The following is a 24986-nucleotide window of genomic DNA, read 5'->3' as shown; positions in this document are numbered from 1 at the left end:
GTCTATAGGTAAAAAGTAATAAAAATATAAAATAATAATTTATTGACAAATTAAAAAAAATAATGATACTGTAAACAAAACAAAAACGAATCCGAAAAATAAAGACAAAAGGAGAAAATGTTATGAAGAAAAGAATTGTATCGTTAGCATTAATTGGCGTATTGACAGGGGCATTAGTGTTTGGAGCATCTGTAAATTCCACAACGGTATATGCACAGGAATCAGATAATCAAGAAGTGCTTGAAAACGATAACGAAATATGTGACAATGAATCTGATGAAGATATTGTATTTAGCGCGGCTAAAGCTGCTGCAAATACATATACAAGAGAAGTATCAGAATACGATATGCTTAAAGCGGCTCAAAAAGCATCAAATGTTGAATTGAAAAATAATGGGTTTACAGAAGCGGATATTATAGCACTGAAAAAACCATTGAAAGGAAAAGAACACTATGGAAAAGTGACGTATACGATAAGCTGTTTAAAATTTACACCTAAAAAAGATCAAACGGATTTAAAAACAAAAATGACATGGTCATGGAGCAAGGAACCAGCGGCATTAGTAACAGATATTGCGGCTACGACAACCAGTGAAAATTTTACAAAGGATTCTTCAAGTGCTACGGTTAAATATTATAAATACGGACATAAAGACCAGGGGGTAACTTCTCAGAATGCAATTGTAAAAACTAAAGATGCTGGAAGAGGTGTATTTACACGAATTACAATGGGAAAAAACTGGGATACAGATAAAAAAAGATATAAAAATGTAGCTATGGCTGGCAGCATTACAACATCATGGAGTATTGGAAAAAAGGTAACACAGGTAGGTATTGCGTCAAATTATGGTCATATAGTTGTATCAGCTGCGCCAACTCCGTCAGTATCGTTCGGAGGAGGTGCGTCAATTAGTTTTGCTCCGAAATTGGTATGCAGAAGTGGAGATGAAGCATATAAAAAGGTAGTTCAAAAATAAAGAGGTGAAGAAAATGAAAGGATGGTTATTGCTAGTGGTATCGATTTTTACTGCTGGTATTGGAATGCTTGTAGTAGGACTCCCGGGTGGAGAATTAACAGATGCAGCATTGATGGGAGGCGCAATTATTGGTTTCTTGGCACCGTCAATTGTGTATTTGGGAAATCATCTGAAATAAAAATGTGCTATATTTATAATTTAATTGGTTATCACGTTAGCAGTGCTTTTGATCCTTGCTGGGATTAACCTGGCAAGAAACAGCACATTTCCATAATTATATAAAATGCACAAAAATCACAAAACTTCCCATTTTATGTCACAAAATGGGAAGTTTTGTGGTTACTATATATGTAGAGGTTATAAGCGGAGTATGCGCTGGGGAAACTAAGGTATGAAGAAGAATCGGAGGTACGTGTATATGTTAAAACCGGGATTAATACTTTTTTGTATAGCACTTATAACAGGAGGAATCGGATTCTTCATAGGAGGGGGAGCTTTCATGCTTCTTGGATATTTAACGCCGTTTTTGCTGTATATAGTTAATCATATAAAATAGTTGCAGTTGTGAGCTTTGGCATCACCTGCTTTTGTGCTGGATACACATTCGGCAAGGATAATCATAAACCACAAAAATAACCGCCCCAGTCTGACAAACTAAGCGGTTACTTTTGTAATCATAAGTATGCGGACTAACCGTCTATCGGGAGTCCACTTAAATATCCTGCCTCAAATGAGCGACAAACTGCTCGGTGAAACTCTGAATATATGGAACAGCAGCGCCGATTGCGACGGCGTCTTTTTTGCATTTGCCGGAGAGAATGTAAGTAACATTGCTGTCAAATGTGGAGCGTGCGGCTACCTTTTTGCGGATCAGGTCAAGGTCTTCATCGGTGAAATAAGATGCAATGTGTCCGCCCAGAATCACCGGCGTTTCCAGTACCATATGCAGGTTGTTGATCAGCACGGCAACGTCGGAGAGATAATGATCCAGACGAGTCAGGCAGTCGGTATCCCCGGCTGCTTTTTTCTCAAAAAAGTTATCCAGTTCCTGGTGAATGTCGTCGGCATCGGAGCCTAACAGAGCATGTCCGGAACAGTAACATTCGGCGCAGCCTTTCTTGCCACAGTAACAGGTAAGTCCATCCGGAACGAGTGTCATATGCTCGAAAGTACCACTTTTTCCTGTGGCGCCAACCTGCAGTTTTCCGTCAATCAGCACGGCGCCGCCCAGATGCTGCCCAAGAGAAATGTAGATGGCATCGCTCAGGTCGCGCTGCTCCCACAGCTCGCTGTAGCAGGCACATTCCGCATCATGGATCAGCTTACATGGGAAACGGAATGCATTTGCAAAAGTATCCAGACGTAACCCGGTACTGTTCAAAATTTCGCCGTAAGTAAAGCTTTTCCCGTCCGGGGAAATCAGTCCCTGTACACCAAGCCCAATGCCAAGCACCGTGTCTTCTTTGTAGTGATTGGTATTCATAAAGTTCCGCACGGTATCCTTCAGAGAAATGAAATAATCATCTGTCGGTGCAAAATCCAGAGAAATCTTCTCGCGTGCAATCACCTTTCCATATAAATTAAGTGCAACAATCGTCGCCCGGTGCGGCAGCAGTTCGATCCCGATCGCAATACGCGCAAGCGCTTCTACCTGATAGGCAACCGCACGGCGTCCGACCGTGGAATCCAGCCTTCCGCATGTCTTAATAAGAGAAGCATCCAGAAGTGTATTCAGATGCTGTGATACCGTTGGCAGGCTGATGCCAAGCTCATTTGCGATCATCTGCTTCGGGCAGGACGGATGCTGGTAAATAAATGAGTACACGTCCGACAAATTCTTTAATTTTATATCTGTAAGTGTGAAAAAATCCATAATCTAGTCCCCTATTCATCTGCAACTGTTTAAAACCTTTTACCCCAGCAATTCGCAAAATACACATAAATGTGTTCTTTCGCAGCTACGCAGCTATTTTACAAAATCAATTAATAAAAAGATATAAGATAAGTATACATAATAAAAGTACAATCGTCCAGAGACAGATTGAGATTGTAAGTGTTTCACAAATTCGAGGGTAAAAGATTGTGAAGTTTACAGTATTGTATATTTTCTTTAAATAGGCTATTCTATAAATACATTATATAAAATGATTTTATAAAATAAAATTATAAAATGATTCAAAACGTAAAAACACACTATAAATTAGGAGGAATCATCATGGGAATTATTGAGAAAATGAGACTGGATGGAAAGAAAGGTTTTGTAACAGGAGCAGCAAGAGGAATTGGTAAATGTACCGCAACTGCATTTGCAGAGGCAGGAGCTGATGTGGCAATCGTTGACCTTGATATCGAGGAAGCAAAGAAGACAGCGGCAGAACTGGCTGAGAAGACAGGTAGAAAAGTCATTGCGATCCAGACAGACTGCACGAACAAAGAGCAGGTTGACGAGATGGTAGAGACAGTTGTAAAGGAACTTGGCGGACTGGATTTCTGTCATAACAACGCAGGTATTTGCATCAACGCTCCGGCAGAAGAGATGACTTATGAGCAGTGGTCAAAGGTTATTAACATCAACCTGAACGGTATTTTCTTAACAGATATCGCAGCAGGAAAATATATGCTGGCTCACGGCGGCGGATCTATCATCAATACTGCATCCATGTCTGCACATATTGTTAATGTCCCACAGCCACAGTGTGCATACAATGCATCTAAAGCAGGTGTGATCCAGTTAACAAAATCTCTCGCGATCGAGTGGGCTAAACGTGGTGTGCGTGTGAACTGTATCAGCCCTGGATATATCGGCACAGAACTGACACTGAACTCTCCGACACTGATTCCGCTGATCGAGAAATGGAACGAGATGGCACCGCTTGGAAGAATGGGAAAACCGGAAGAATTAGAATCCATCTGTGTATATCTGGCAGGCGATACAAGCACATTTACAACCGGATCTGATTTCGTGATCGACGGAGCATTTACATGTTTCTAAACATAGAATATAGGAGAATACAGATATGAGTGGCACAAATAGCAGAGAAATTGACTTGTTTTTATAAGTCAGTTTCTCTGCCTATTTGCTCGTTTCAGATGATTTCGGCAGGGAGAAGATAAATTCTGTTCCGACACCTTCTGTGCTGATAACGTTGATATTTTCTCCATGAGCCTGTATGGCTTCTTTGACGATGGCAAGACCGAGTCCGGTTCCTTTCTTATCTTTGCCACGGGAAAGATCCGTTTTGTAAAAACGTTCCCAGATCTTATTCAGTGCATTTCGCGGAATACCGATACCGTAATCCTTGACAGACGTGTAAACTTTATCGCCACGCTCGGTTGTCTCGATCGTAATGGAAGAATCCTGATCACTGAATTTGATCGCATTATCGATCAGATTATAAAGAACCTGTTGGATCTTCCTCTTGTCGGCAAAGATATAGAGATGTTTGGTTGCAAAAAGAAGTTCAATCGAAATCTTTTTCTGGGTGCAGCGCCCTTCAAAGGATGCGGCTACGTTTTTGATTATCTCATGAATATCGAATGACACTTTATCTAACAGAAGATGTTCCGTATCAAATTCATTCAATGTCAGAAGATCGTGTGTCAAATCCGTCAGACGCTCTGTCTCAAATAAAATGATTTTCAGATATTTTCCCTGTAATTCCGGCGGGATCGTACCATCTGCCATCGCTTCCACATAGCCTTTGATGGAGGTCAGCGGAGAACGGAAATCATGGGAGACATTTGCAACAAATTTCTTCTGGTAGTCTTCCATATCACGGAGTTGGGAAGACATATAGTTGAGGGATGCGGAAAGGTATCCCATCTCGTCTTCGGTGTTGACAGGTATCTCGTAATCCAGATTGCCGGAAGCATACTGCTTGGCGGCTTCCGTGATCTTGCTGAGCGGCCGGTAAACGAAAAACTGGAACGCCAGCAGAATCATAAAGGACAGAATGTAGATGACGAGAAAGCACGTATAAGCTGCATTCAGAAGATAATGCTGTGTCTCGGAAACACTGCTCAAGTCTTTGTGGATGATCAAATATCCCTGAGAAGTATAGTTACTGTTCACCGGTGCAATGACCGTGAGTACATCTTCATTAAAGTAACCGTGGTAATCACTGACCTCATATTGGTTATTGCCAATTTCTGCCGGATCAAAGTTCGCAATTCTGGTCGGAGCGGAAGGAAAATCACCGGAGGATGCCGAGGTCAGCACTTTGCCGTTGCGGTCAACAAACCAGCATGCAGCATTCAGATGCGATTCGATACCGGACAGTTGCAGATGAACATCGTTGAGCGTAATATTTCCATAAAAATATTGCGGCAGGTAATTCGTTGCAATGATATTCGCTTCCTGATGAACGGAAGAACCGGTGCTGGCTGTCAGCGGATCACTGACTAAGCCAGAGCCGAGCGTTGCGATCGTAAAAAGGCTCAGGAAACCGAAAATGATATATACAATAACAAATTTCAAATATAATGTACTTTTCATGTAGTGCCTCTGTGGTTTATTTCTTATTTTACTTCAAATTTGTAACCAATACCCCAGACGGTAGCAAGTCCCCATGTAGCATGATCTTTGATCTTCTCGCGGAGACGTTTGATATGTACGTCTACTGTACGGGTATCGCCAATGTATTCATATCCCCAGATCTGATCCAGAAGCTGCTCTCTTGTGAACACCTGATTCGGAGAAGCAGCAAGGAAATAGAGAAGTTCCAGTTCCTTTGGCGGCATATCGACAGTCTGACCATCCACAATAACCGAATAGTTGGTAAGGTTAATGGAAATGCCCGGATATTCGACACGCTTACTTTTGTCTTCCACCGGAGATTCCATCTTCTGCCCCGGTTGGTAGCGACGGAGAACAGCTTTTACACGGGCAACCATTTCTTTGGAATCAAATGGTTTCATAATATAATCATCAGCGCCCATTTCCAGCCCAAGTACTTTGTCAAAAACCTCACCTTTGGCAGACAGCATAATGATCGGTGTGTTCGATCTTGCGCGGATCTCACGGCAGACCTGATAGCCGTCAATGCCCGGAAGCATGAGATCCAGAAGCATCAGATTCGGCTGGTAAGTGTCAAATGCGACAAGTGCTTCTTCACCGTCATGGACCATCATCGTGTCAAAACATTCTTTTGTTAAATATAAGGAAATCAGTTCGGCGATATTTTCATCATCGTCTACGATTAAAATTTTCTGTTTATTTACCATATAAAATAGTCTCCCTTCGTTCGCAGTGTTCTATCTGAGTTCTGCGATTGTAACTCCGGCGTCACCTTCTCCGAAAGCACCGAGCCGGAAGGATTTTACATGTTTTTGGCGCTTCAGGTATTTGTGGATGCCCTGACGCAGTGCACCGGTTCCTTTTCCGTGGACAATGCGGACAGAGCTTAAATGTGCAAGGCTCGCGTCATCCAGATATTTGTCCAGTTCAGCGACCGCTTCATCGACTGTCTTACCGAGTAAATTGATCTCAGTAGCAACGGTAAGTGATTTGTTCATCTTGATCTTGCCTTTGCCGGTACGCTTCGCTGTCTTTTGAAGATAGTTCGGCTTCTCATCGATGATCTCCAAATCGGAAATGTTTACTTTGGAGCGTAAAATTCCCATCTGTACATCCAGATTGCCCTTTGCATCCGGAAGAGATACAACCGAACCGGTAAGATTCATGCTCAGAACCTTAACCGATTCGCCAAGTTTGAAATCTGACGGTTTGTATTGTTTCTTCGGTTTCGCTGGTTCTGGTGTCATGCCGGAACGGGTTTTCGCCATCTTCTTGCGGAGACGTTCACGTTCTTTCTCCATCTCGGCGGCAGAAATATTCGCCTTGCCGAATTTGTGGAAATTTCGCATTGTCTCATCGGCAGTCTCTTTGGCATCTTCCAGAATAGCATGTGCTTTTTCATTTGCCTCACGTAAAATACGGTCTCGCTGGGCTTCTAACTTCTCCTGCTTCTGGGAGGTTTCCATTTTCAGACGTTCGATCTCACGCTTGTAAGCAGCGATCGTCTCACGCTCTTTGTCCAATGTCTTACGGCTCGTCTCCAGATTTGTCAGAATGTCCTCGAAAGATTCATCCTGTTCGGTCAGATGTGTCTTCGCATCTTCGATGATGTAATCCGGAATCCCCAGTCTGGAAGCGATAGCAAAAGCGTTACTCTTTCCAGGAATGCCGATCAGAAGCCTGTAGGTCGGGCGGAGCGTCTCAACGTCGAACTCACAGGACGCATTTTCCACGCCCGGCGTAGACAGTGCATAGACTTTCAGTTCGCTGTAATGCGTTGTTGCCATCGTGCGGATGCCGCGGCTGTGAAGATGATTCAAAATAGAAGTCGCAAGTGCTGCACCTTCGGTCGGATCGGTTCCGGCACCCAGCTCATCAAAAAGAACGAGAGAGTGTTCGTCTACCTGTTTTAAAAAGGAAACGATATTCGTCATATGAGAAGAGAATGTACTGAGGCTTTGCTCAATGCTCTGCTCGTCTCCGATATCGGCATATACATCATGAAATACAGCAAGCTCGGAACGGTCCAGTGCCGGAATGTGAAGCCCCGCCTGCCCCATCAGAGTAAAAAGTCCAACGGTCTTAAGCGAAACCGTCTTACCACCGGTATTCGGTCCGGTGACAATGAGGAGATCAAATGTATCCCCCAATGTAAGCGTGATCGGAACGACATTTTTCTTATCTAAAAGGGGATGTCTTCCTTCCCGGATGTGGATTCTTCCTTCCGTGTTAAAAATCGGCTGGCTCGCATTCATATCAAGTGCAAGTGCACCCTTTGCGAAAATAAAATCAAGCTGACGCAGGATTGTATAACAGGTGTGGATTTCCGTTGTATATTCGGCAGCGTCGGCACTCAGACGTGCCAGAACCTTCTGAATTTCTTCCTGCTCCTGCCCATATAATTCTTTTAAATCGTTATTCAGTTTTACGACAGCCATCGGTTCAATGAAAAGTGTAGAACCGGTTGCAGACTGATCGTGGATCATACCGGAAACCTGGCTGCGGTACTCGGCTTTGACCGGGATGCAATAGCGGTCGCCACGCATCGTAATGATCGGATCCTGTAAATAAGTGCGGAGAGATCCATTTACCATATTGGAAAGAGTGGCGTGTACTTTGTCATTGATTTGGTTCATTGCCCGGCGGACATGTTTTAATCCCGGACTGGCATCGTCACTGATTTCATCCTCGTCGATAACGCAGCGGCGGATCTCATTTACCAGAATGGTTACCGGATTGAGCTGTTCAAAATAGCCGTCCAGACAATCTTCCATCTCATCGGCATTGTCATGTCTGCCATAAGCTCTTGCACGACCGGCGGTCTCTAATAATTTGCAGATGCGGAGAAGTTCCCCGCTTCCGAGCACGCCGCCGATCTCTAGTCGGCGGATGGAATCGTTGACCGGATTGCAACCGCTAAAAGACGGGCGTCCCTTCTTCACGATCCTTGTAAAAGCGGCCGCAGTCTCATCCTGCGCGCTCCTGATGGCAGAAATGTCTGTCATCGGTTTCAGTCTTCTGCACAGTTCTTTTCCACTGAAAGAAGAGGCATGTTCTATTAATTGTTCGATAATTTTGTTATATTCCAGTTTTGCTAATGTTTTCTTATTCATAATTCTCACCTGGATATATTCTACCTTATTTGCAGGATAAAGAAAAGGATAAATATTGAACATTTGCAGGTGATACGCTATACTAGAAAAAGGATTGCGAAGGAGACGCGAGGACCTATGGATGAGCAAAAAAGACAGCAAGAAGAATCAGAAATGAACGAGACTCCGGAGTATTCTTTTTTACAGGAAGTCATCAAAGATGAAGTGGGTGGCACAGGAAAGCGGAAGAAGAGAATCCTGCGTAAGATAGGCGTGGGAATTTTTATCGGACTGGTTGCCTGCTTTACTTTTAGTGTGTTCAAACCATGGGTAGAGAGCAGAATATCTGGCAATCCGGATGAAGTGACGATTCCAAGAGACACGAAGCAGACTGCAGAAAATGAAGCAGACAGATCCGGGAAAGATGGAAACGGACAGAAGAAAGATAATTACAGCAAGTCTGTGAAGTCATTAAGTGATGTTGCGAAGAAAGGAAAGAGAAGTGTAGTATCGCTTCTTGTACTGACGGGTGCAACGATTGGCAATAAAGAGTTTGTCAGTGAGAGTCAGTCGGTATCCGGTGTCCTGATCGCAGACAACGGGCAGGAACTTCTGATTCTGGGACCGACGATGGAAGTGGGAGAAACACAGCAGATCCAGGCAACATTCTGTGATGGAAAAAAATATCAGGTTACAGAGAAGAAGAGCGATGCGAACCTAGAACTGACGATTTACGCAGTGAAGGAATCACAGCTGGAAGAAAAGACGGCAAAGAGCATCCGGCTTGCAGCGCTTGGCAGTTCCTATGAGGTGAAGAAGGGTGATACCACCGTATTGCTTGGTATGCTTTTCGGGCAGGGAGATGCAGTGGGATATGGTGTGCTGAGATCCAGTACCGAGAAAGCAGAGCGGGCTGATGGCACATATCATATTCTGGGAGCAGAGCTTGCCGGATTTACGGGAGGCAGTGGTATTATGTTTAACCGGCAGGAAGAAGTGATTGGAATTATCTGTGATGCGGCAGGCGAAGATGCGAAAGAAGAACTGATGCATGCATATGCGATTTCAGACATCAAAGATGTTATGCAGTTTCTGGCGAACGGAGAGAGCGTTCCGTACATCGGAATCCATGCAACGGATGTGTCCGAGAATATAGCGGAAGATCGCAGGATTCCAAGAGGAATCTATGTAGATAAAGTAGAAGCAGATTCTCCGGCGATGCGTGCCGGTATCCAGAGCGGGGATGTGCTGACTGCGATAGGAGGAACAGATATAGAGAATTTTGAACAGTATCATGAACTTTTGATGGAAGAAAAAGAAGGCACACATTTGTTGATCAAAGGTTACAGACGCGGTGCGAAAGATCAGTATGTTGCTGTGCATTTTAATGCTACAGTGGGAAATAAATAATAGAAAGAGGCTATAAAATATGAGATATATCAACACATTAGTAGAAGGCGAAACCATCCGAAATATTTATCTGTGCAAAGGAAAAAGAAGCGCAGAGACAAGAAACGGGAAGCCATATGACAATCTGATCCTGCAGGATAAGACAGGAACACTGGACGGAAAGGTCTGGGATCCGAATTCTAATGGAATCGCAGACTATGATGAGATGGATTTTATCGAAGTATTTGGCGATGTGATCAGTTATAATAACAATCTGCAGCTCAATATCCGTCAGATCCGTAAGGCGTATGAAGATGAGTATGTGGCAGCAGACTACATGCCGACAACCGAGAAAAGCACAGACAGTATGTTTGAAGAACTGATCGGATATGTGAAGAAGATCGATAATGACTATCTGCGTCAGGCGGTAGAGTATTATTTTGTAAATGATGAAGCATTTATCAAGACATTTGTCGGACATTCTGCAGCAAAGACCGTTCATCATGGATTTGCCGGAGGACTTCTGGAACATACATTAAGCGTCGTGAAAATGTGCGAATACATGGTGAGTGCATATCCGATTCTCAACAAAGATCTGCTATATGCTGCAGCCATTTGTCACGATATCGGAAAGACAAAAGAATTGTCACCGTTCCCGACAAATGATTATACAGACGATGGACAGCTGCTTGGACATATCGTGATCGGTGTGGAGATGATCTCTGATGCAGTCAGAAGTATTCCGGGATTTCCGGAGCAGCTGGCAAGTGAATTAAAGCACTGTATCGTTGCGCATCATGGAGAATTAGAGTATGGTTCACCGAAGAAACCTGCGCTGGCAGAGGCACTGGCACTGAATTTCGCAGATGCAACCGATGCGAAGATGCAGACACTGACGGAACTTTTCAAAGACAAGAAGAACAATGACTGGCTTGGATACAACCGGTTATTTGAATCCAATCTGAGAAAGACGATTGTGTAGGAAAATAAAATTACAAAGATGCAGCGATAAGATTCAATTTAAGTGGAGAAAGATATGCAAAAAAACAATGTTGTAACAGTTACAATTGAAGATATCGGCGTAAATGGAGAGGGCATAGGCAAAGTTGATGGCTATACCCTCTTTATTAAAGATGCCATGATCGGAGATGTGATCGAAGCGAAAGTCATGAAAGCGAAGAAGCACTATGGCTATGCGAGATTACAGAAGATCCTGACGTCGTCCGAGGCGAGAGTGAAGACACCGGCATGTCCGATGGCGAGAAAATGTGGTGGCTGTCAGATTCAGGAAATGAAATATTCGGCGCAGCTTGCATTTAAAGAGGGAAAAGTGTGCGGCAATCTGGAACGGATCGGTGGTGTGCCAACGGAGCTTTTAGATGAGATCATGGAGCCGGTTGTTGGGATGGAACGCGGCGAAACCGCAGAAGTTGCGGCTGCTGCGGATACTGAAAAGGCAGGTGCAGCGGACTATCAGCCGTTCTGTTACAGGAATAAGGCACAGTTCCCAATCGGCACAGATAAAGAAGGACATGTGATTGCCGGATTTTATGCCGGAAGAACGCACAATATTATTTCAAATACAGACTGCATTCTTGGTGTTCCGGTAAATAAAGAGATTCTGGAGTGTATTCTTGCGTTTATGGAAGAATACAAGATTCTATCTTATAATGAAGAAAAGCATACCGGTCTTGTGCGCCATGTGCTGATTCGTTACGGCTTCACAACCGATGAGATCATGGTCTGTCTGATCTTAAATGGAGAAGAACTGCCGTACGCAGAAGTTCTTGTGGAGCGTCTGCGAAAAATTCCGGGAATGACAAGTATTACTGTTAATGTGAATCGCGCAAAGACGAATGTTATTATGGGAGATAAGATTAAACTTCTGTGGGGACAGACATTTATCACAGACTATATCGGAAATGTAAAGTATCAGATTTCACCACTGTCATTTTATCAGGTGAATCCGGTGCAGACAAAGAAATTATATGAGCTGGCGTTGGATTATGCAGACCTGACCGGTGAGGAAACGGTGTGGGATCTGTACTGCGGAATCGGAACAATTTCCCTGTTCCTTGCTCAGAAGGCAAAGCAGGTGTACGGTGTGGAGATCGTGCCGCAGGCGATTGATGATGCGAAAAATAATGCTAAGATTAACGGAATTAAAAATGCAGAATTTTATGTCGGAAAAGCCGAGGAAGTTCTGCCGGATTATTATAAAGAATATGCGAAGACGCACAATGGTGAGAAAGCGCACGCAGATGTGATTGTTGTCGATCCGCCGCGCAAAGGCTGCGAGGAATCGCTACTTCAGACGATTGTTGACATGCAGCCGGAGCGTGTTGTGTATGTCAGCTGCGACAGCGCAACACTCGCAAGGGATGTGAAGTTCCTGCGCGAGAAAGGCTACGAGCTTGCGAAGGTGCGCGCGGTGGATCAGTTTCCTCATACGGTGCATGTGGAGACTGCGGTGTTGCTACAAAGGAAAAATATGTAGAAATCCTTGAATTTACGCACTTTGTGGAGTTTTTCAGTTTCAGAAAAATAGGTGAAAATCACAAAGAAAAGAGCCTTGTGAAGAAAGTAACCGTTGTTGTTGCGTTAGACCTCGGGACGGGGAACACAAAGAATCTTGAATATGAAAATGAATAGAGAGCTATCAGATTATTGATAGATTATAGGGATACTTGTCAAAAGCGGGTGTCCCTATTTTTTATAGGGCATTCCAGAAATGGAGTGTCTTTTTTATACCAAAATATTAAAAATTCAGGAGGAAAACGAAAATGACAAACACAGCGTTAAGAGCAGAGAATAGCAATTCTCGCACAATTACTTTCAAGAGTAGGGAACACGAAAAATTTTATGAGGAATATCTGAAAAAATGCAGATATCAGGATGTCTACCATCGGGCTTTGATTTATTGCCTGGGTATCGACAGAGACACAAGAGATAATGTGAATAAAATCTATAATTTTAAAACTGGATGTGTAAAAACGGAATGCCTGCAGGAAGGGTGGCAGACCAGTGGAAGTTTACGAATTGTCCGTATGGCATTTAACCTGTATTGTAATGGAACACCAAGCGTCGGAGATTACGAAGCAGAAGAAGATCAGTTGAAAGAATGTCAGTGTTATACCGTAGAGGATCTGTTTTGCTGTGGATATGCCCGGTATTTCTGGGAAGCTATTAAAATCCGTTATCCAGAGTATTGCTTTTACAAAGACTGGGAGGATATATATGCTGAAAATTAGATTACAGGGTACTTTGAGGGACATTCAATGGTTTCGACGTATTTTGGAAAATCATAAGGAATTGGATGTCCTGGAAGTATCTGATGCTTATGCAAATAAAGGAACAAGTAAATATTTTCGTGTTTATGTAGAAGTAGAAGAAAAACAGTAAATCGGAGGAAGGTATATGTGTAAAGTAATTGCTGTTGCAAATCAGAAGGGCGGAGTAGCCAAAACAACGACAACCATCAATCTGGGAGCCGGACTGACAAAGAATGGGAAAAAAGTAGTGCTGGTAGATGCAGATCCGCAGGGACATCTGACAATGGGAATGGGATTTCCCAAAAATCTCAAAGTGACTTTAAAGAGTATGATGGAAAATATCATCATGGGACTGGAGTTTGATCCAAAGGAAGCAATCTTGCACCATGAAGAAGGGATGGATCTGATTCCGTCCAATAAATTGCTTGCCGGAATGGATATGTCCTTATTTACTGTTGAGGATAGGGAAAAAGTACTGAAAGAGTATCTGGAACTATTGAAAGATGAATATGATTATATTCTGATTGACTGTATGCCATCATTGGGAATGCTGACAATCAATGCGTTGAGTGCAGCGGACAGCGTTCTGATTCCGGTACAGCCACAATATTATGCGGCGGATGGACTTATGGAATTACTGAAAGTGGTAAAAGGAATCCATCAGAGGTTTAATCCGGAATTGCAGATAGAAGGTATTTTGTTCACAATGGATAATTGCCGTTACAATAATGCAAAGAGAAACAAACAGGCAATTAAAACTACATATGGAAATGACATTAAGATTTTTGAGCAGACGATTCCGAGAACGGAAAGTCTTGCAGAAACAGCATCTGAAGGTGTAAGTATATTTGCTTATGATGGAAAAAGCAAAGGGGCAGACAGTTACAGAGAACTGGTTCAGGAGGTGTTGAAACATGCGTAGACCGAAAAAAGAGATTCAGCTTACCTCTTATGATGAGTTACTGGGATTAGAAGAATCACCGGAAAAGAGTATGAACCAGGTTGTGGAAATAGAACTGGAAAAGCTCTATCCTTTCAAAAATCATCCATTTCATGTAAGCGATGATGAAAAAATGGCTGAGACAGTAGAGAGTATTAAAAACTACGGTGTTTTAAATCCTGCTCTGGTAAGACCCCGATCAGAAGGTGGATATGAACTGATTTCAGGTCACAGGAGAAAAAGAGGCTGTGAACTGTGTGGCAAAACAACTATGCCGGTCCTTGTCCGAAACTATACAGATGATGAAGCTGTCATAATTATGGTCGATTCCAACATTCAGCGTGAAAATATTCTGCCAAGTGAAAAGGCCCATGCCTATAAGATGAAATATGATGCTATGAAACACCAGGGAAGTAAAGGCGAAAAATATACGGCAGATATGGTTGGTGAAACAGCCGGGGACAGTGGAAGAACTGTGCAGAGATATATCCGTCTGGCTTCATTATCAGATGGACTGTTGGAGTATGTGGATGAGAATAAAATCCCTATGATAGTGGGAGAAAAATTGTCTTATCTGAAACCACAGGAACAGGAATGGCTTTTGGAAGGAATTGTCAACAGTAATATCTTTCCGACAAAACAACAGGCAGAACAATTAAAGGAATGCAGTGCAAATGGAAAATTAACTCAGGGTTATATCTATGCCGTTTTATTGAAAAAAGAAAACAGTAAAATCAATGTAACAATTCCGGCAAAAAAAATCGGCAATTATTTTCCAGAGACATATTCTAAAGAACAGATAGAAGAAGTCATTTTTATGCTTTTGGATAAGTGGAAAGAAAACAGAGAAGGAGTAGCAGATGCAGAAGATACAGTTTGATTATTTTACGGGAATGGAAGCGGAACAATACAGCTTTTATCGTGTCCCGAAAGTGCTGTTTACAGAACCATGCTTTAAAGCTCTTTCTTGTGAAGCAAAGGTATTATACGGTCTGATGCTGGACCGTATGAGCCTGAGCATTAAGAACCGATGGCTGGATTCAGAGGACAGAGTATATATTATTTTCACTGTGGAAGAAATTGCAGAGCTGATGAACTGTGGAACCCAAAAGGCAGTGAAACTGGTAAAAGAGCTGGACAGTAATAATGGGATAGGACTGATTGAAAAGAAACGTCTGGGACTGGGAAAGCCTAATGTCATTTATGTGAAAAATTTTATGATCAGAGAAGTGCCAGACCAAAAGCCAACGGATAGCTGTGCAGATTTGCAATCAGAGCAGAAAAATCATGGAAAATGTGCAGATCTGCAATCTGAGCAGGGAAACCATGAAGAATGTGCAAATCTGCAATCAGAAGCTGAGAACAGGGAAAAAACAGGCACTTTTCTGAATTGTGAAAATCATCATTCAGGAGTAGTGAAATCCACAATTCAGGATTGTGTGGAATCACAATTACAGAATGGTGAAAATCACAATTCAGGAATGATGAAAACCACAAATCAAGAATTTCCAGAATCACAATTCCAAAATGGTGAAAATCATCATTCAAGAATAGTGGAAATCACAAAACCAGAATATCCGAAATCACAATCTAATAATACTGATATTAACAAGACTGATATTAGTGAAACTGAGATAAATCAATCCTATCCAATCATATCAGGCAATCTGAAAAAGAAAAGGGATGTGATGGAGGAGATGCGGGCATATCGTGAAGTGATTCATGAAAACATAGATTATCAATATCATGCAAAAGAAGATGTGGATGAACTGGTAGAACTGATGATTGAAGTTATGATGATGCCGGAGGACAGTATGATTCGAATCGCAGGGACAGAAAAGCCAGTTGCTTTGGTGAAAAGCAGGTTTATGAAGCTGAATTATTCACATATCGAATATGTGCTGTTTTGTCTGAATCGAAATACGACCAAGGTTGGAAACATTAAAGCATATCTTTTGACTGCCCTGTATAATGCCCCGACAACGATAAACAGCTATTATCAGGCAGAGGTTAATCACGATATGTATGGAGGATAAAGGAACATGAGAAATATGATAAAAAAAGTTATTGTGCCAGCATTGGTGATTATTGTCTTGTTTGCAGTACTGAGACCGCTTTGTATCCAGGATGGGAAGTGCAATTATTTATTGCTGTTGCTTCTGATGGGGATACCATTCGGAATTGGAAAAATGTGTGTCTGGATGGTTCCAAGAGGTTTTGATCTTGGAGGAACACTGGCAGTATGGACAATGAATTTTCTGATCGGAGGATTGATAGGAAGTGTCGTTCTTCTGGCAATGATTGGACAGGCAATCATTTATCTTAGTGTTTTCCTGCTTACAGTTATTACAGGAATACATAAAATACCGAGAATAAAATGAAATAGATCTTTCGAAAAGCAGCTAAGACAAAATTAGCTGCTTTTTTTCTGGAAACTTTGCGACAAAATGTCGTAAAGCCGGGATAAATTGCAGGAAAGGAGACACCGTATTGAGCAATCGTGCAATTTCCACAGAACTTATTGAATTGGGAGAACGGATCAGAAAACGCAGGCAGGAAATGAAGTTGTCACAGGAATCTTTTGCGGAAAAAGCAGGTATCAGTGTCAATACGGTCAGCAGGATAGAAGGAGGGCAAACGGCAATGTCTGTTGAGATTTTCAGGAAGATGATTGAGATCCTGGAAACAGATGCCAATATCCTGATGGGAAAAGAGGGGGACGATGCAGAAAAAAGAAAGCAGTTTGAGGAAGTATTTTATCGTATTCAGAAGATGGAATGGAAAGAGCAGAAAATTATTATGCAGACAATAGATTCGCTGATAGACAGTTTTAATGAGTACAGGTGAAATTTCACCATATATGGGGTGTAAAACAAAAAAACTCCCCATATATGCTAAGGATAATAGTTTTTTGTGCTGTTAAAATAGCAAACAGAGAGAAAGAGACAGAAACAAGGAAGGGAGACAGGATTGATGACCAGACAAGAAAATTTAATCTATCGGAAGCAGTGTCCCTATGATGCAATGGGAGACTATTCTGTTTTGATGGAAAATGAAAAGAACATAAAAACGGAAAGAAATGCAAAGAAGTCTGACCGGGACATCAGACGGAAAATAAAATAGAGGATGCTGTAAATTAGCAGAAAGGGCAGTAAGGAAGTTTCAGGCTCTCGTTAAAAAAAACGGGTGTGCCGGAAGCTGTTTTTTACTGCCCTTTTGCCAGTAAATCAGTAATAATCCTATCCTTTCTGCTGATGGGCTCCTGTTGCCAGTAGGCAGAAAGGTGGTAATTATGCTGACATTGCAGGAATTGAAACAGGTTGTAGGTAACAGGAAAGAAAAAAGAAAGGTTCCGTCCGCCAGGTATTTGAGAGAAAACGATGTGGCAGTTGTAAAGCATAGACTGATAGATGGTGCGGAAATTATTGCGTATCAGACAGGATATGTTTTCTATTGTGCAGGTGATTATGGAACGGTTTTTCCTTTATTTACCTGTCGAGATTATGTATATGAAGCAGGAAGAAAAATAACAGTTGTTAAGGAAGATTTTTTTGATAATCAGCCCTGGTATGTGCGGTTGATATTAGAAGGTGAAGATCGGCTGTGCAGGAACAGGGAGGTACGAGAACATAATAATTGCATTTCATACAGCCATATTTCAGAAGGCTGGTGCGAATTGGTGGATAAAAGGCAGAATGTACTTGAAAAACTGATCATAGAAGAAGCTATTGGAGAATTTATGAATCTGCTGACTGATCGGCAGAGACAGGTGATCCATCAAATTTATTTTCAGCAGCGTACACAAAGAGAAGTGTCACGGGTGTTTGGAATTACAGAACCGGCAGTATCAAAATGTATTTCACAGGCAAAGCAGAAAATGAGAAGAAATGCAGGCAGACTGATCGGAGTGCTTCAGAAGGGAGAATAAAAGATGCGTGGTAAAAAACCAAAGGAAAGACAACGGTATGTGCTGCGTGTAAATGAAACTCTCGTAGAAGTTACCAGAGACGTATATCTGGCATGGTACCAGTCAAGAAGAAAAGAAAGATACCAGCTTGAAAAAATGCAGAAAAATGGTGTATGCGGAATAGAAAAAGTAGGAGAAACGAGTTACAACAGTTATTTGCATATATTATCACCAGAAGAAATAGTCATCAGGGTGTCAGAAATACAAGAGCTGCAGGAAGCACTGAAATATTTGTCTGAAGAAGAAATGGAATTGATAAGACTATTATTTTTTGAAGAGTACACAGTTAAAAAAACAGCACAGTATTTCGGGTGTTGTACAAAGACAATCAGAAACAGGAAAAACAAAGTATTGCAGAAACTAAAAGATAGGCTGGAAACTTTGTAAGTTTTTGCTGTTTCAAAAAATTTTCTAAAAAAATTTCAAACAGGTTAATTTTTGCCCTTTCACACATGCGGTTAGTGGAGGGGCAAATGTCTATTTTAATTCAAAACAATAAATTCCCCCCTAAAAGTGAACCTTGACAATTTCATATCAGCAGCAAGAGGATACCTGAATTTCCCAGCTACGCATTTGGCGGCGGGTATTCGGTGACAACGTGAAGGGCAATGGATGAGAGGCACCCTTGGCAGGAATGATTACGAATTACCTCTTGCGGCTTAAATAGCTCAATCCTGTTTTTATTTAAAAGTCAATCCAAGACACAAGGGAGGTGGTTCCTATGATTGATTCATGCAGGTGTAAGCCTGAACGAAAGTGGAGTAAATTATCGAAGAAAGAGAGGACTCAGTCAAAATGAAAATGCGATTTAAAAGATTCTTGTCGGGATTTATGGCAGTTGCAACTTTGGCGTCTGTTATCGTTCAACCAGTCACGGTTTCTGCTTCTGAATTAGAACCAGAGCCAACTTCATTTGAACAGCAATATCCGGAACTGCAGGATGTGCAGGATACTCTTGATGAAGATGAAATTGTGAAAGCAAAGGATATTGAGATTCCCTATGGAGAAGAATTTGAAGTGGAAGTCGATCTGTCCGGTATAGAGGGCGTGAATGAAAAAAAGGTGAAAGTTTTATTCCATGAAGCAAAGAGTGAAGCCGGTACAGATTTTGACGCACATACACCGGATACCTACAAAGCTGTCTATGCAGTAGAGCCAGTCAGCGGTCACCCAGCTTACAGAGTAAGCAGAAACATTACGGTAAAAGAGCCGGAAACAGAAGCACAGACAAAGAGTTCTTCTGAAAATACAGCTGGTGAAGGAAATGCCGGTGAAACAGAAGATTCCGGTAATGCGGATGAAGATGCTGATTCGGACGGGTCAAAAGAAATTGTAACTGATCTTACAGATGAGCAGGAAGTGACGACAGATGAAGAATCCGGTCTGGCTGTTTCAGAAGTAATGGATCAGGCAGCGGAGAACGGTATCGACCTTTATTCTATGGAAGAAGGAGAAGTGGTTACTTTCATGGCAACAGACATTGCAACACAGAGTACCAAGAAAGTTACAGTAACAAGAGGAACCTGTTATCAGTATTCGGATTACGGGTATGGAAGTTATCTGACTTACAAATATACGGTTCAGTTTGGTAATGTTTCTGCAACAGCATATTGCGTGGAGCCTTCTAAATCCAGTCCGGGAAGTGGTACTTATGATATTACAAAGCTCAGTGATGGTAAGAAGCTGGCAAAGGTTTGTTACTATGGCACAAAGGCTTCCGGTGATGAAGGATTTTTCACAGAGGAAAATGGATATGGAAACCTAAGTGCAGGTGCCAGATTTATTCTGGTACATCTGGCAGCATCTTATGCTAATGGTGGAGATTCTGCCTTTTCCGGTGCAAGCGGTACAGCAAAGACACTTGCAATGAAACTGTATAATTACTGTATTTCACAGCCGGAGATTCCAGATGTAGATATGAGTTTTTCTGATGCAGATGTGACAGCCTATGTAGATGGCAATAGCCAGAGAACAAAGGAGATCACCTTTAAAGCGGATGAACTTCAGAGTATCACAATGAAACTCCCAAGTGGTGTGAAACTCCATAACGTGACAACCGGAAAGACAAGCAAAGCTGGTGAAGCAGTAGAAATCAGTGGTGGAACTAAGTTTTACTTATCTGCACCTCTTACACAGGTACAGGATGTCGCAGGAAGCTGGTCTGCAACGATGAAGGGCAGTGTAACAAAAGATTATTCTGCGTATAAGATCAGTACCGGCTCTGGTTCACAGGACCTGGCACTGGTATTTGGTGAAGGTGTTGATGATGAAAAATATGTGGACTTCAAAGTAACATGGGTACAGTACGCAAGTGTTAAGGTGATTAAAAAAGATGCAAAAGCAGACGCAAAGCTGGCGGGTGCTGTGTTTGGTTTATACAGTGATACAAACTGTACAAAGCTGATCACAAAGTTACCGGCAACCGATGCGAATGGGGAAGCGTCCGTACAGATCATTAAGACACAGGATACCGTATATCTGAAAGAGATTACAGCTCCGACAGGATACCGTATCAATGCAACTGCCTACAACGTAAAACTGGAAGTCAGCAAAACAACAACTGTGACTGTTCCGGATGAAGAACAGATGGGACAGCTGACTGTTTATAAAGAAGGTCAGGTTCTGACAGGTGCAGATGTTACCGAGAATGGAACAACATTTAAGTATGAGAAACGCAGACAGAAAGGTGCGATTTATGATGTGTATGCCGGGGGAGATATTAAAACTGCTTATGGTGCCAAGGTTTACAGCAAGGGTGATCTGGTCAAAGAGAATCTGACAACAGACTCGAATGGGGCAGTCATTCTGAAAAATCTGCATCTTGGTACATATATCGTCAAAGAAAAACAGGCTCCGACCGGATTTTATAATGCCGGGGAAGAAAAGTCTGTCACTCTTTCTTATGCAGGACAGAATGTAGATGTTGTTTTTTCTGAGACAACCTTTACGAATGACAGACAGAAAGCAGAAGTGATTGTGACAAAGCAGGATAAGGATACAGAAAATCCTCTGGATGGAGGAATTTTTGGACTTTATGCAGCCAGTGACATTAAAAATGCAGATGAAACGGTTGTCGTAAAGAAAGGCACTCTGATTGAGAAAGTGACAACTGGCAATGATGGAACAGCGAAGTTTACCGCAGACCTGCCGCTGGGATTTTCTTATGATGTAAAAGAAGTACAGGCTCCGGAAGGTTATCTGAGAAATGCGGATGATGTTTATACGTTTGCTTTTTCTTATACAAACGATAAGGAAGCAAAACTGACATTTAAGCATACCTTCAAAAACGAGCGTGTGACAGCAAAGATTTCTTTACAGAAGCAGGACAAAGAAACAAAGAAGGCAGTTCCACAGGGAGACGCTACTTTAGAAAAGGCGGTCTATGGACTGTATGCCCGTGAAGATATTGTCCATCCGGATGGAGCAACTGGCGTGATCTACAAAGCAGGCGAGCAGGTTGCCACTCTTACAACGGATAAGAATGGACAGGCTTCCGTAGATGGATTATACCTTGGTAATTATTATGTAAAAGAGATTACTCCGCCAACGGGTTACCTGGCAGATGAAGAAGAACATGAGCTGGTCTGCAACTACGAGGGTGATCTTGTAGCGGAAGTGAAGCGTGACTGTCTGTCTCTGGAACAGGTGATGAAGCAGCCATTTGAAATCATCAAGGCAGCGAACAACGGAAAGACAGATGCCGATTTACTGAAAGGTGCAGGATTTACCGCTTATCTGGTATCATCCCTGACAGTAAAAAAAGATGGCAGCTATGACTTTGATTCTGCCAAGCCGGTAGTGATCGGAGAAAATGGTGCAACAGAGATCTTTACAGATGAGAAAGGGTATGCCCGCAGTATTGCGATTCCTTATGGAACATACATTGTCCGTGAAACAACCACACCACATAATTATACTCCGGTCAATGATTTCATCGTACAGATTACAGAGAATCATCCGACTACACCGCAGGTATGGAGATTGCTGCTTGACAAAGAGTTTGAAGCAAAGCTGAAGATCATCAAACAGGACGATGAGACAAAGAAAGCAGTCCTTCAGAAAAATACGGAGTTTAAGATTTTTAACCTGGATACAGAAAAGTATGTGGAGCAGGTAACAACGTATCCGACGACAGTAAAACATAAATCTTATTTTACAGATGAGCAGGGATACTTAATCCTTCCACAGAATCTGAAGATTGGACATTACCGCATTGAGGAAGTGAACGCACCTTATGGATATACGCTCAATGAGAATTACTATGAGGTGGATGTAGATTCCAATACAGCATATCAGATGGACGGAACTTCTGGCGATGTGATCATTGAGATCGCATACGAGAATCATCCGGTTAAGGGAGAACTGAACATCGTCAAACAGGGTGAGGTCTTAAATAGTTACAAAGATGACTTTACTTATCAGAAGGAAACTTTGGAGGGAGCAGTTTTTGAGGTATATGCTGCCGAAGATATTTATACAGCAGACTTCCAGAAAGATGATAACGGAAACCGTATCCTGGAGTATGCTTCCGGGGAACTGGTAGGAACTGTTACCACGGATAAGGATGGAAAGGCACAGATCACCGACCTTCCACTTGGAACCTATAAGATTGTTGAAAAGACAGCACCAGAGGGCTTTGTGTTAAACGAAGAAGCACAGACAGTAACATTTGAATACAAAGACCAGAAAACACCAGTCATCGAGCAGACAGCAACTTTTGAGAATGACCGTCAGAAAGTGGAAGTGTCCGTAGTAAAACAGGATGCAGAGACAGAAACGGTTGTGGCAGGTGCAGAGTTTGGCATCTATGCAAAAGAAGATATTCTGGCACATGAAGAAGTAATTGTGAAGGCAGATACCTTACTTGGAAAAGCAGTCAGTGGGGAAGATGGAAGGGCAGTATTTGACGTTGACCTTCCATTTGGTACTTACTATATCAAAGAACTTGCAGCTCCGGCAGGGTATGTCTCTTCTTTTGAGACTTTGGAAGTGACTGCCAAATATCAGGGACAGGATGTGAAAGTGGTAGAGCTGGAATCTGTATTTAAGAACCAGCCGACAAAAGTAACCTTTACGAAGTCCGATATTACGACAGGCGTGGAACTTTCCGGGGCAACGCTTACGGTGCTTGATAAGGATGGAAATGTGGTAGATACATGGAAGTCTGTAAAGGGTGAGGAACATCTGATTGAAAGACTCACAGCCGGGGAGACGTATACCCTTCGTGAAGAAATGGCTCCTTATGGCTATCTGATGGCGGAAGAAGTTTCTTTTACTGTGGACGATACTGCCGAGATCCAGAAGGTAGAGATGAAAGATGCAGTGCCAACCGGAACACTTATCATCAATAAAAAAGGTGAGTTCCTGGAGAAAGTATCTGCACTGGATTCCATTGGCGGATGGATGAAGCATCTGTTTGAATATCTTTCCGGTTCCCTGAAAGAGGTTACTTTTGAGGTTTATGCCTTAGAAGATATAAAAGCAGCGGATGGCGAGAGTGAAGATTACTACAAGAAAGATGCACTGGTAGCAACGATCACGACGGATGAAACAGGCGTGGCAAAACTGACAGACCTTCCTCTTGGCAAATACTATGTCAAAGAGAAAGAGACAGCAAGTGGATATGTCTTGGATGGAGAAACTCGTGAAGTAGATTTGACTTACCGTGACCAGAATACCGCAGTTGTTACTTATTCCGCTGACTGGCAGAACAAACGTCAGAAGGCAGAAGTGAACGTGCTAAAGAAAGAAAAAGATTCCGACCGTGTACTGGAAGGGGCTGTATTTGCCCTGTGCAATAAAGAAGATATTGTCAATGCAAAAGGCGATGTGATCCTGAAAGCAAATACGGTTATTGAGGAGCAGGCTACGGATAAGGAAGGAAAACTGACCTTTACGGCAGATCTGCCACTTGGCTATACCTACTATGTGAAAGAAACTTCCCCGGCACCGGGATTTGCGACAACAGACCAGGTACAGGAATTTACTTTTGAATATGGTGGGGCAGATAAGGAAACACTGTCTTATGCGTTCACTTTTGAAGATGAGCCGACAACCGTAGAGTTTACCAAAACATCCCTGACAGACGGAAAGGAGATTGAGGGAGCAAAACTAAAAGTCACAGATGAGAGTGGAAACACTGTGGATGAATGGACTTCCGGTAAAGAAGCACATATCATCAAAGAACTGACCGCTGGCAAGAAGTACACCATGACAGAAACACTTCCTGCGGACGGTTATGTGACAGCAGAGAGCATCACTTTTACGGTGGAAGATACCAGTGAAGTACAGAAAGTGGAAATGAAGGATGATGTGACAAAAGTGCAGATTTCCAAGACCGATATTTCTGGTAAGGAGCTGCCAGGAGCGAAACTGACAATCCTTGACAAAGATGGAAAGACCGTAGAAAGCTGGACATCTGAAGAAAAACCACACTATATTGAGATGCTTCCAATCGGGGAATATACCCTTCGTGAAGAAACTGCACCGGACGGTTATCTGGTTGCAGAGGATGTAAAGTTTACGGTCAAAGATACTGGAGAAATCCAGAAGGTTGTGATGAAGGATGAGGCGAAACCGGAGGAAACTCCAACAGAGACACCGACGGAAACACCAGAAACCACACCAACGCCGGAGACGAAAACCACAGAAGAAACAAAGAAATCGACTTCACCAAAGACAGGAGATAATACTCCGATTCTGTTCTGGATTCTGCTTGCAGGGGCTGGAATGGCTGGTCTTGGTGGCACAGTGATTCTTCGCAAAAAGAAAAAATAAGAGATCATAGGATTTTTCAGTAATGGATGAGGGCATTTATGGACACAGGATTCATA

At 42.4% G+C, this 24986-nt stretch carries 21 protein-coding genes; 17 read left to right on the top strand and 4 right to left on the bottom strand.

Features of this window, described 5'->3' with window-relative positions; genetic code table 11:
- Positions 1-122: 122 nt before the first annotated feature.
- Both H8S07_RS04740 and H8S07_RS04735 read left to right on the top strand, forming a co-directional pair.
- On the top strand, positions 123-977 hold the full coding sequence (locus H8S07_RS04740; protein WP_117538513.1) for a hypothetical protein: 855 nt from the start codon (positions 123-125) through the stop codon (positions 975-977).
- A gap of 13 nt (positions 978-990) precedes the next feature.
- Positions 991-1155 (top strand): hypothetical protein, encoded by a 165-nt coding sequence (locus tag H8S07_RS04735; protein ID WP_021860271.1) that lies wholly within the window; start codon positions 991-993, stop codon positions 1153-1155.
- 534 nt (positions 1156-1689) lie between these two features.
- On the opposite strand, the gene H8S07_RS04730 is transcribed toward H8S07_RS04735, so the two are convergent.
- Positions 1690-2850, bottom strand: a complete 1161-nt coding sequence (locus tag H8S07_RS04730) for an ROK family transcriptional regulator (RefSeq protein WP_186855545.1) — start codon at positions 2848-2850, stop codon at positions 1690-1692.
- Between the two features lie 342 nt (positions 2851-3192).
- Between H8S07_RS04730 and H8S07_RS04725 the strand changes: the two genes are divergently transcribed.
- On the top strand, positions 3193-3969 hold the full coding sequence (locus tag H8S07_RS04725; protein WP_021860268.1) for an SDR family oxidoreductase: 777 nt from the start codon (positions 3193-3195) through the stop codon (positions 3967-3969).
- An 81-nt stretch (positions 3970-4050) separates the two neighbouring features.
- Here the strand turns inward: H8S07_RS04725 and H8S07_RS04720 are convergent, their stop codons facing one another.
- Genes H8S07_RS04720 through H8S07_RS04710 form a run of 3 tightly spaced genes read right to left on the bottom strand, consistent with a single transcriptional unit; the run spans position 4051 to position 8606 of the window.
- Entirely contained in the window at positions 4051-5472 is a 1422-nt protein-coding gene (locus tag H8S07_RS04720) for a HAMP domain-containing sensor histidine kinase (RefSeq protein WP_118288675.1), read from the bottom strand.
- 23 nt (positions 5473-5495) lie between these two features.
- Positions 5496-6200, bottom strand: a complete 705-nt coding sequence (locus H8S07_RS04715) for a response regulator transcription factor (protein WP_021860266.1) — start codon at positions 6198-6200, stop codon at positions 5496-5498.
- Positions 6201-6230: 30 nt separating this feature from the next.
- Complete coding sequence (locus tag H8S07_RS04710; RefSeq protein WP_186855544.1) at positions 6231-8606, bottom strand: endonuclease MutS2; 2376 nt, start codon at positions 8604-8606, stop codon at positions 6231-6233.
- A gap of 117 nt (positions 8607-8723) precedes the next feature.
- Between H8S07_RS04710 and H8S07_RS04705 the strand changes: the two genes are divergently transcribed.
- The 14 genes from H8S07_RS04705 (at position 8724) to H8S07_RS04640 (ending at position 24930) form a co-directional block, all read left to right on the top strand.
- Positions 8724-9995, top strand: coding sequence for a S1C family serine protease (locus H8S07_RS04705; RefSeq protein WP_117538517.1), 1272 nt, complete (start codon positions 8724-8726; stop codon positions 9993-9995).
- A 19-nt stretch (positions 9996-10014) separates the two neighbouring features.
- Complete coding sequence (locus H8S07_RS04700; RefSeq protein ID WP_021860263.1) at positions 10015-10956, top strand: 3'-5' exoribonuclease YhaM family protein; 942 nt, start codon at positions 10015-10017, stop codon at positions 10954-10956.
- 54 nt (positions 10957-11010) lie between these two features.
- Positions 11011-12471: a 23S rRNA (uracil(1939)-C(5))-methyltransferase RlmD gene (gene rlmD, locus H8S07_RS04695; RefSeq protein WP_186855543.1), complete on the top strand. Its 1461-nt coding sequence runs from the start codon at positions 11011-11013 to the stop codon at positions 12469-12471.
- A gap of 286 nt (positions 12472-12757) precedes the next feature.
- Positions 12758-13225, top strand: coding sequence for a DUF6075 family protein (locus H8S07_RS04690; protein WP_117548357.1), 468 nt, complete (start codon positions 12758-12760; stop codon positions 13223-13225).
- Positions 13212-13376: a hypothetical protein gene (locus H8S07_RS04685; protein ID WP_166462287.1), complete on the top strand. Its 165-nt coding sequence runs from the start codon at positions 13212-13214 to the stop codon at positions 13374-13376. The genes H8S07_RS04690 and H8S07_RS04685 overlap by 14 nt, the downstream gene beginning before the upstream one ends.
- 15 nt (positions 13377-13391) lie before the next feature.
- Complete coding sequence (locus tag H8S07_RS04680; RefSeq protein ID WP_186855542.1) at positions 13392-14168, top strand: ParA family protein; 777 nt, start codon at positions 13392-13394, stop codon at positions 14166-14168.
- A complete protein-coding gene (locus tag H8S07_RS04675; protein ID WP_186855541.1) occupies positions 14161-15066 on the top strand; it encodes a ParB/RepB/Spo0J family partition protein in 906 nt (301 codons plus the stop codon). The genes H8S07_RS04680 and H8S07_RS04675 overlap by 8 nt, the downstream gene beginning before the upstream one ends.
- A complete protein-coding gene (locus tag H8S07_RS04670) occupies positions 15047-16222 on the top strand; it encodes a DUF6017 domain-containing protein (RefSeq protein ID WP_186855540.1) in 1176 nt (391 codons plus the stop codon). The genes H8S07_RS04675 and H8S07_RS04670 overlap by 20 nt, the downstream gene beginning before the upstream one ends.
- 6 nt (positions 16223-16228) lie before the next feature.
- Positions 16229-16567, top strand: a complete 339-nt coding sequence (locus H8S07_RS04665) for a DUF6050 family protein (protein ID WP_186855539.1) — start codon at positions 16229-16231, stop codon at positions 16565-16567.
- A 109-nt stretch (positions 16568-16676) separates the two neighbouring features.
- The gene (locus H8S07_RS04660) at positions 16677-17033 is read left to right on the top strand and encodes a helix-turn-helix domain-containing protein (protein WP_005338503.1); all 357 of its coding nucleotides are present in this window, start codon (positions 16677-16679) and stop codon (positions 17031-17033) included.
- Positions 17034-17159: 126 nt separating this feature from the next.
- Entirely contained in the window at positions 17160-17309 is a 150-nt protein-coding gene (locus tag H8S07_RS04655) for a hypothetical protein (protein WP_004612798.1), read from the top strand.
- A 169-nt stretch (positions 17310-17478) separates the two neighbouring features.
- A complete protein-coding gene (locus H8S07_RS04650; protein ID WP_186855538.1) occupies positions 17479-18114 on the top strand; it encodes a sigma-70 family RNA polymerase sigma factor in 636 nt (211 codons plus the stop codon).
- 3 nt (positions 18115-18117) lie between these two features.
- Positions 18118-18540 (top strand): RNA polymerase sigma factor, encoded by a 423-nt coding sequence (locus H8S07_RS04645; RefSeq protein WP_005338497.1) that lies wholly within the window; start codon positions 18118-18120, stop codon positions 18538-18540.
- A gap of 408 nt (positions 18541-18948) precedes the next feature.
- A complete protein-coding gene (locus H8S07_RS04640) occupies positions 18949-24930 on the top strand; it encodes a SpaA isopeptide-forming pilin-related protein (protein ID WP_186855537.1) in 5982 nt (1993 codons plus the stop codon).
- The last annotated feature ends 56 nt before the right edge of the window (positions 24931-24986 follow it).

It is taken from the genome of Dorea hominis, assembly GCF_014287705.1.
Taxonomy (GTDB): domain Bacteria; phylum Bacillota; class Clostridia; order Lachnospirales; family Lachnospiraceae; genus Dorea_D; species Dorea_D hominis.
This window is presented reverse-complemented; position numbering and strand designations above follow the sequence as displayed.

Excerpts from the sequence above, each read along its gene's own strand:
- H8S07_RS04705 (WP_117538517.1), top strand. The coding sequence starts at position 8,724 with ATGGATGAGCAAAAAAGACAGCAAGAAGAATCAGAAATGAACGAGACT.
- H8S07_RS04680 (WP_186855542.1), top strand. The coding sequence starts at position 13,392 with ATGTGTAAAGTAATTGCTGTTGCAAATCAGAAGGGCGGAGTAGCCAAA.
- H8S07_RS04670 (WP_186855540.1), top strand. The coding sequence starts at position 15,047 with ATGCAGAAGATACAGTTTGATTATTTTACGGGAATGGAAGCGGAACAA.
- H8S07_RS04690 (WP_117548357.1), top strand. The coding sequence starts at position 12,758 with ATGACAAACACAGCGTTAAGAGCAGAGAATAGCAATTCTCGCACAATT.
- H8S07_RS04700 (WP_021860263.1), top strand. The coding sequence starts at position 10,015 with ATGAGATATATCAACACATTAGTAGAAGGCGAAACCATCCGAAATATT.
- H8S07_RS04655 (WP_004612798.1), top strand. The coding sequence starts at position 17,160 with ATGACCAGACAAGAAAATTTAATCTATCGGAAGCAGTGTCCCTATGAT.
- H8S07_RS04685 (WP_166462287.1), top strand. The coding sequence starts at position 13,212 with ATGCTGAAAATTAGATTACAGGGTACTTTGAGGGACATTCAATGGTTT.
- H8S07_RS04650 (WP_186855538.1), top strand. The coding sequence starts at position 17,479 with ATGCTGACATTGCAGGAATTGAAACAGGTTGTAGGTAACAGGAAAGAA.
- H8S07_RS04715 (WP_021860266.1), bottom strand. The coding sequence starts at position 6,200 with ATGGTAAATAAACAGAAAATTTTAATCGTAGACGATGATGAAAATATC.
- H8S07_RS04730 (WP_186855545.1), bottom strand. The coding sequence starts at position 2,850 with ATGGATTTTTTCACACTTACAGATATAAAATTAAAGAATTTGTCGGAC.
- H8S07_RS04710 (WP_186855544.1), bottom strand. The coding sequence starts at position 8,606 with ATGAATAAGAAAACATTAGCAAAACTGGAATATAACAAAATTATCGAA.
- rlmD (WP_186855543.1), top strand. The coding sequence starts at position 11,011 with ATGCAAAAAAACAATGTTGTAACAGTTACAATTGAAGATATCGGCGTA.
- H8S07_RS04720 (WP_118288675.1), bottom strand. The coding sequence starts at position 5,472 with ATGAAAAGTACATTATATTTGAAATTTGTTATTGTATATATCATTTTC.
- H8S07_RS04640 (WP_186855537.1), top strand. The coding sequence starts at position 18,949 with ATGAAAATGCGATTTAAAAGATTCTTGTCGGGATTTATGGCAGTTGCA.
- H8S07_RS04725 (WP_021860268.1), top strand. The coding sequence starts at position 3,193 with ATGGGAATTATTGAGAAAATGAGACTGGATGGAAAGAAAGGTTTTGTA.
- H8S07_RS04675 (WP_186855541.1), top strand. The coding sequence starts at position 14,161 with ATGCGTAGACCGAAAAAAGAGATTCAGCTTACCTCTTATGATGAGTTA.
- H8S07_RS04735 (WP_021860271.1), top strand. The coding sequence starts at position 991 with ATGAAAGGATGGTTATTGCTAGTGGTATCGATTTTTACTGCTGGTATT.
- H8S07_RS04645 (WP_005338497.1), top strand. The coding sequence starts at position 18,118 with ATGCGTGGTAAAAAACCAAAGGAAAGACAACGGTATGTGCTGCGTGTA.
- H8S07_RS04740 (WP_117538513.1), top strand. The coding sequence starts at position 123 with ATGAAGAAAAGAATTGTATCGTTAGCATTAATTGGCGTATTGACAGGG.
- H8S07_RS04665 (WP_186855539.1), top strand. The coding sequence starts at position 16,229 with ATGAGAAATATGATAAAAAAAGTTATTGTGCCAGCATTGGTGATTATT.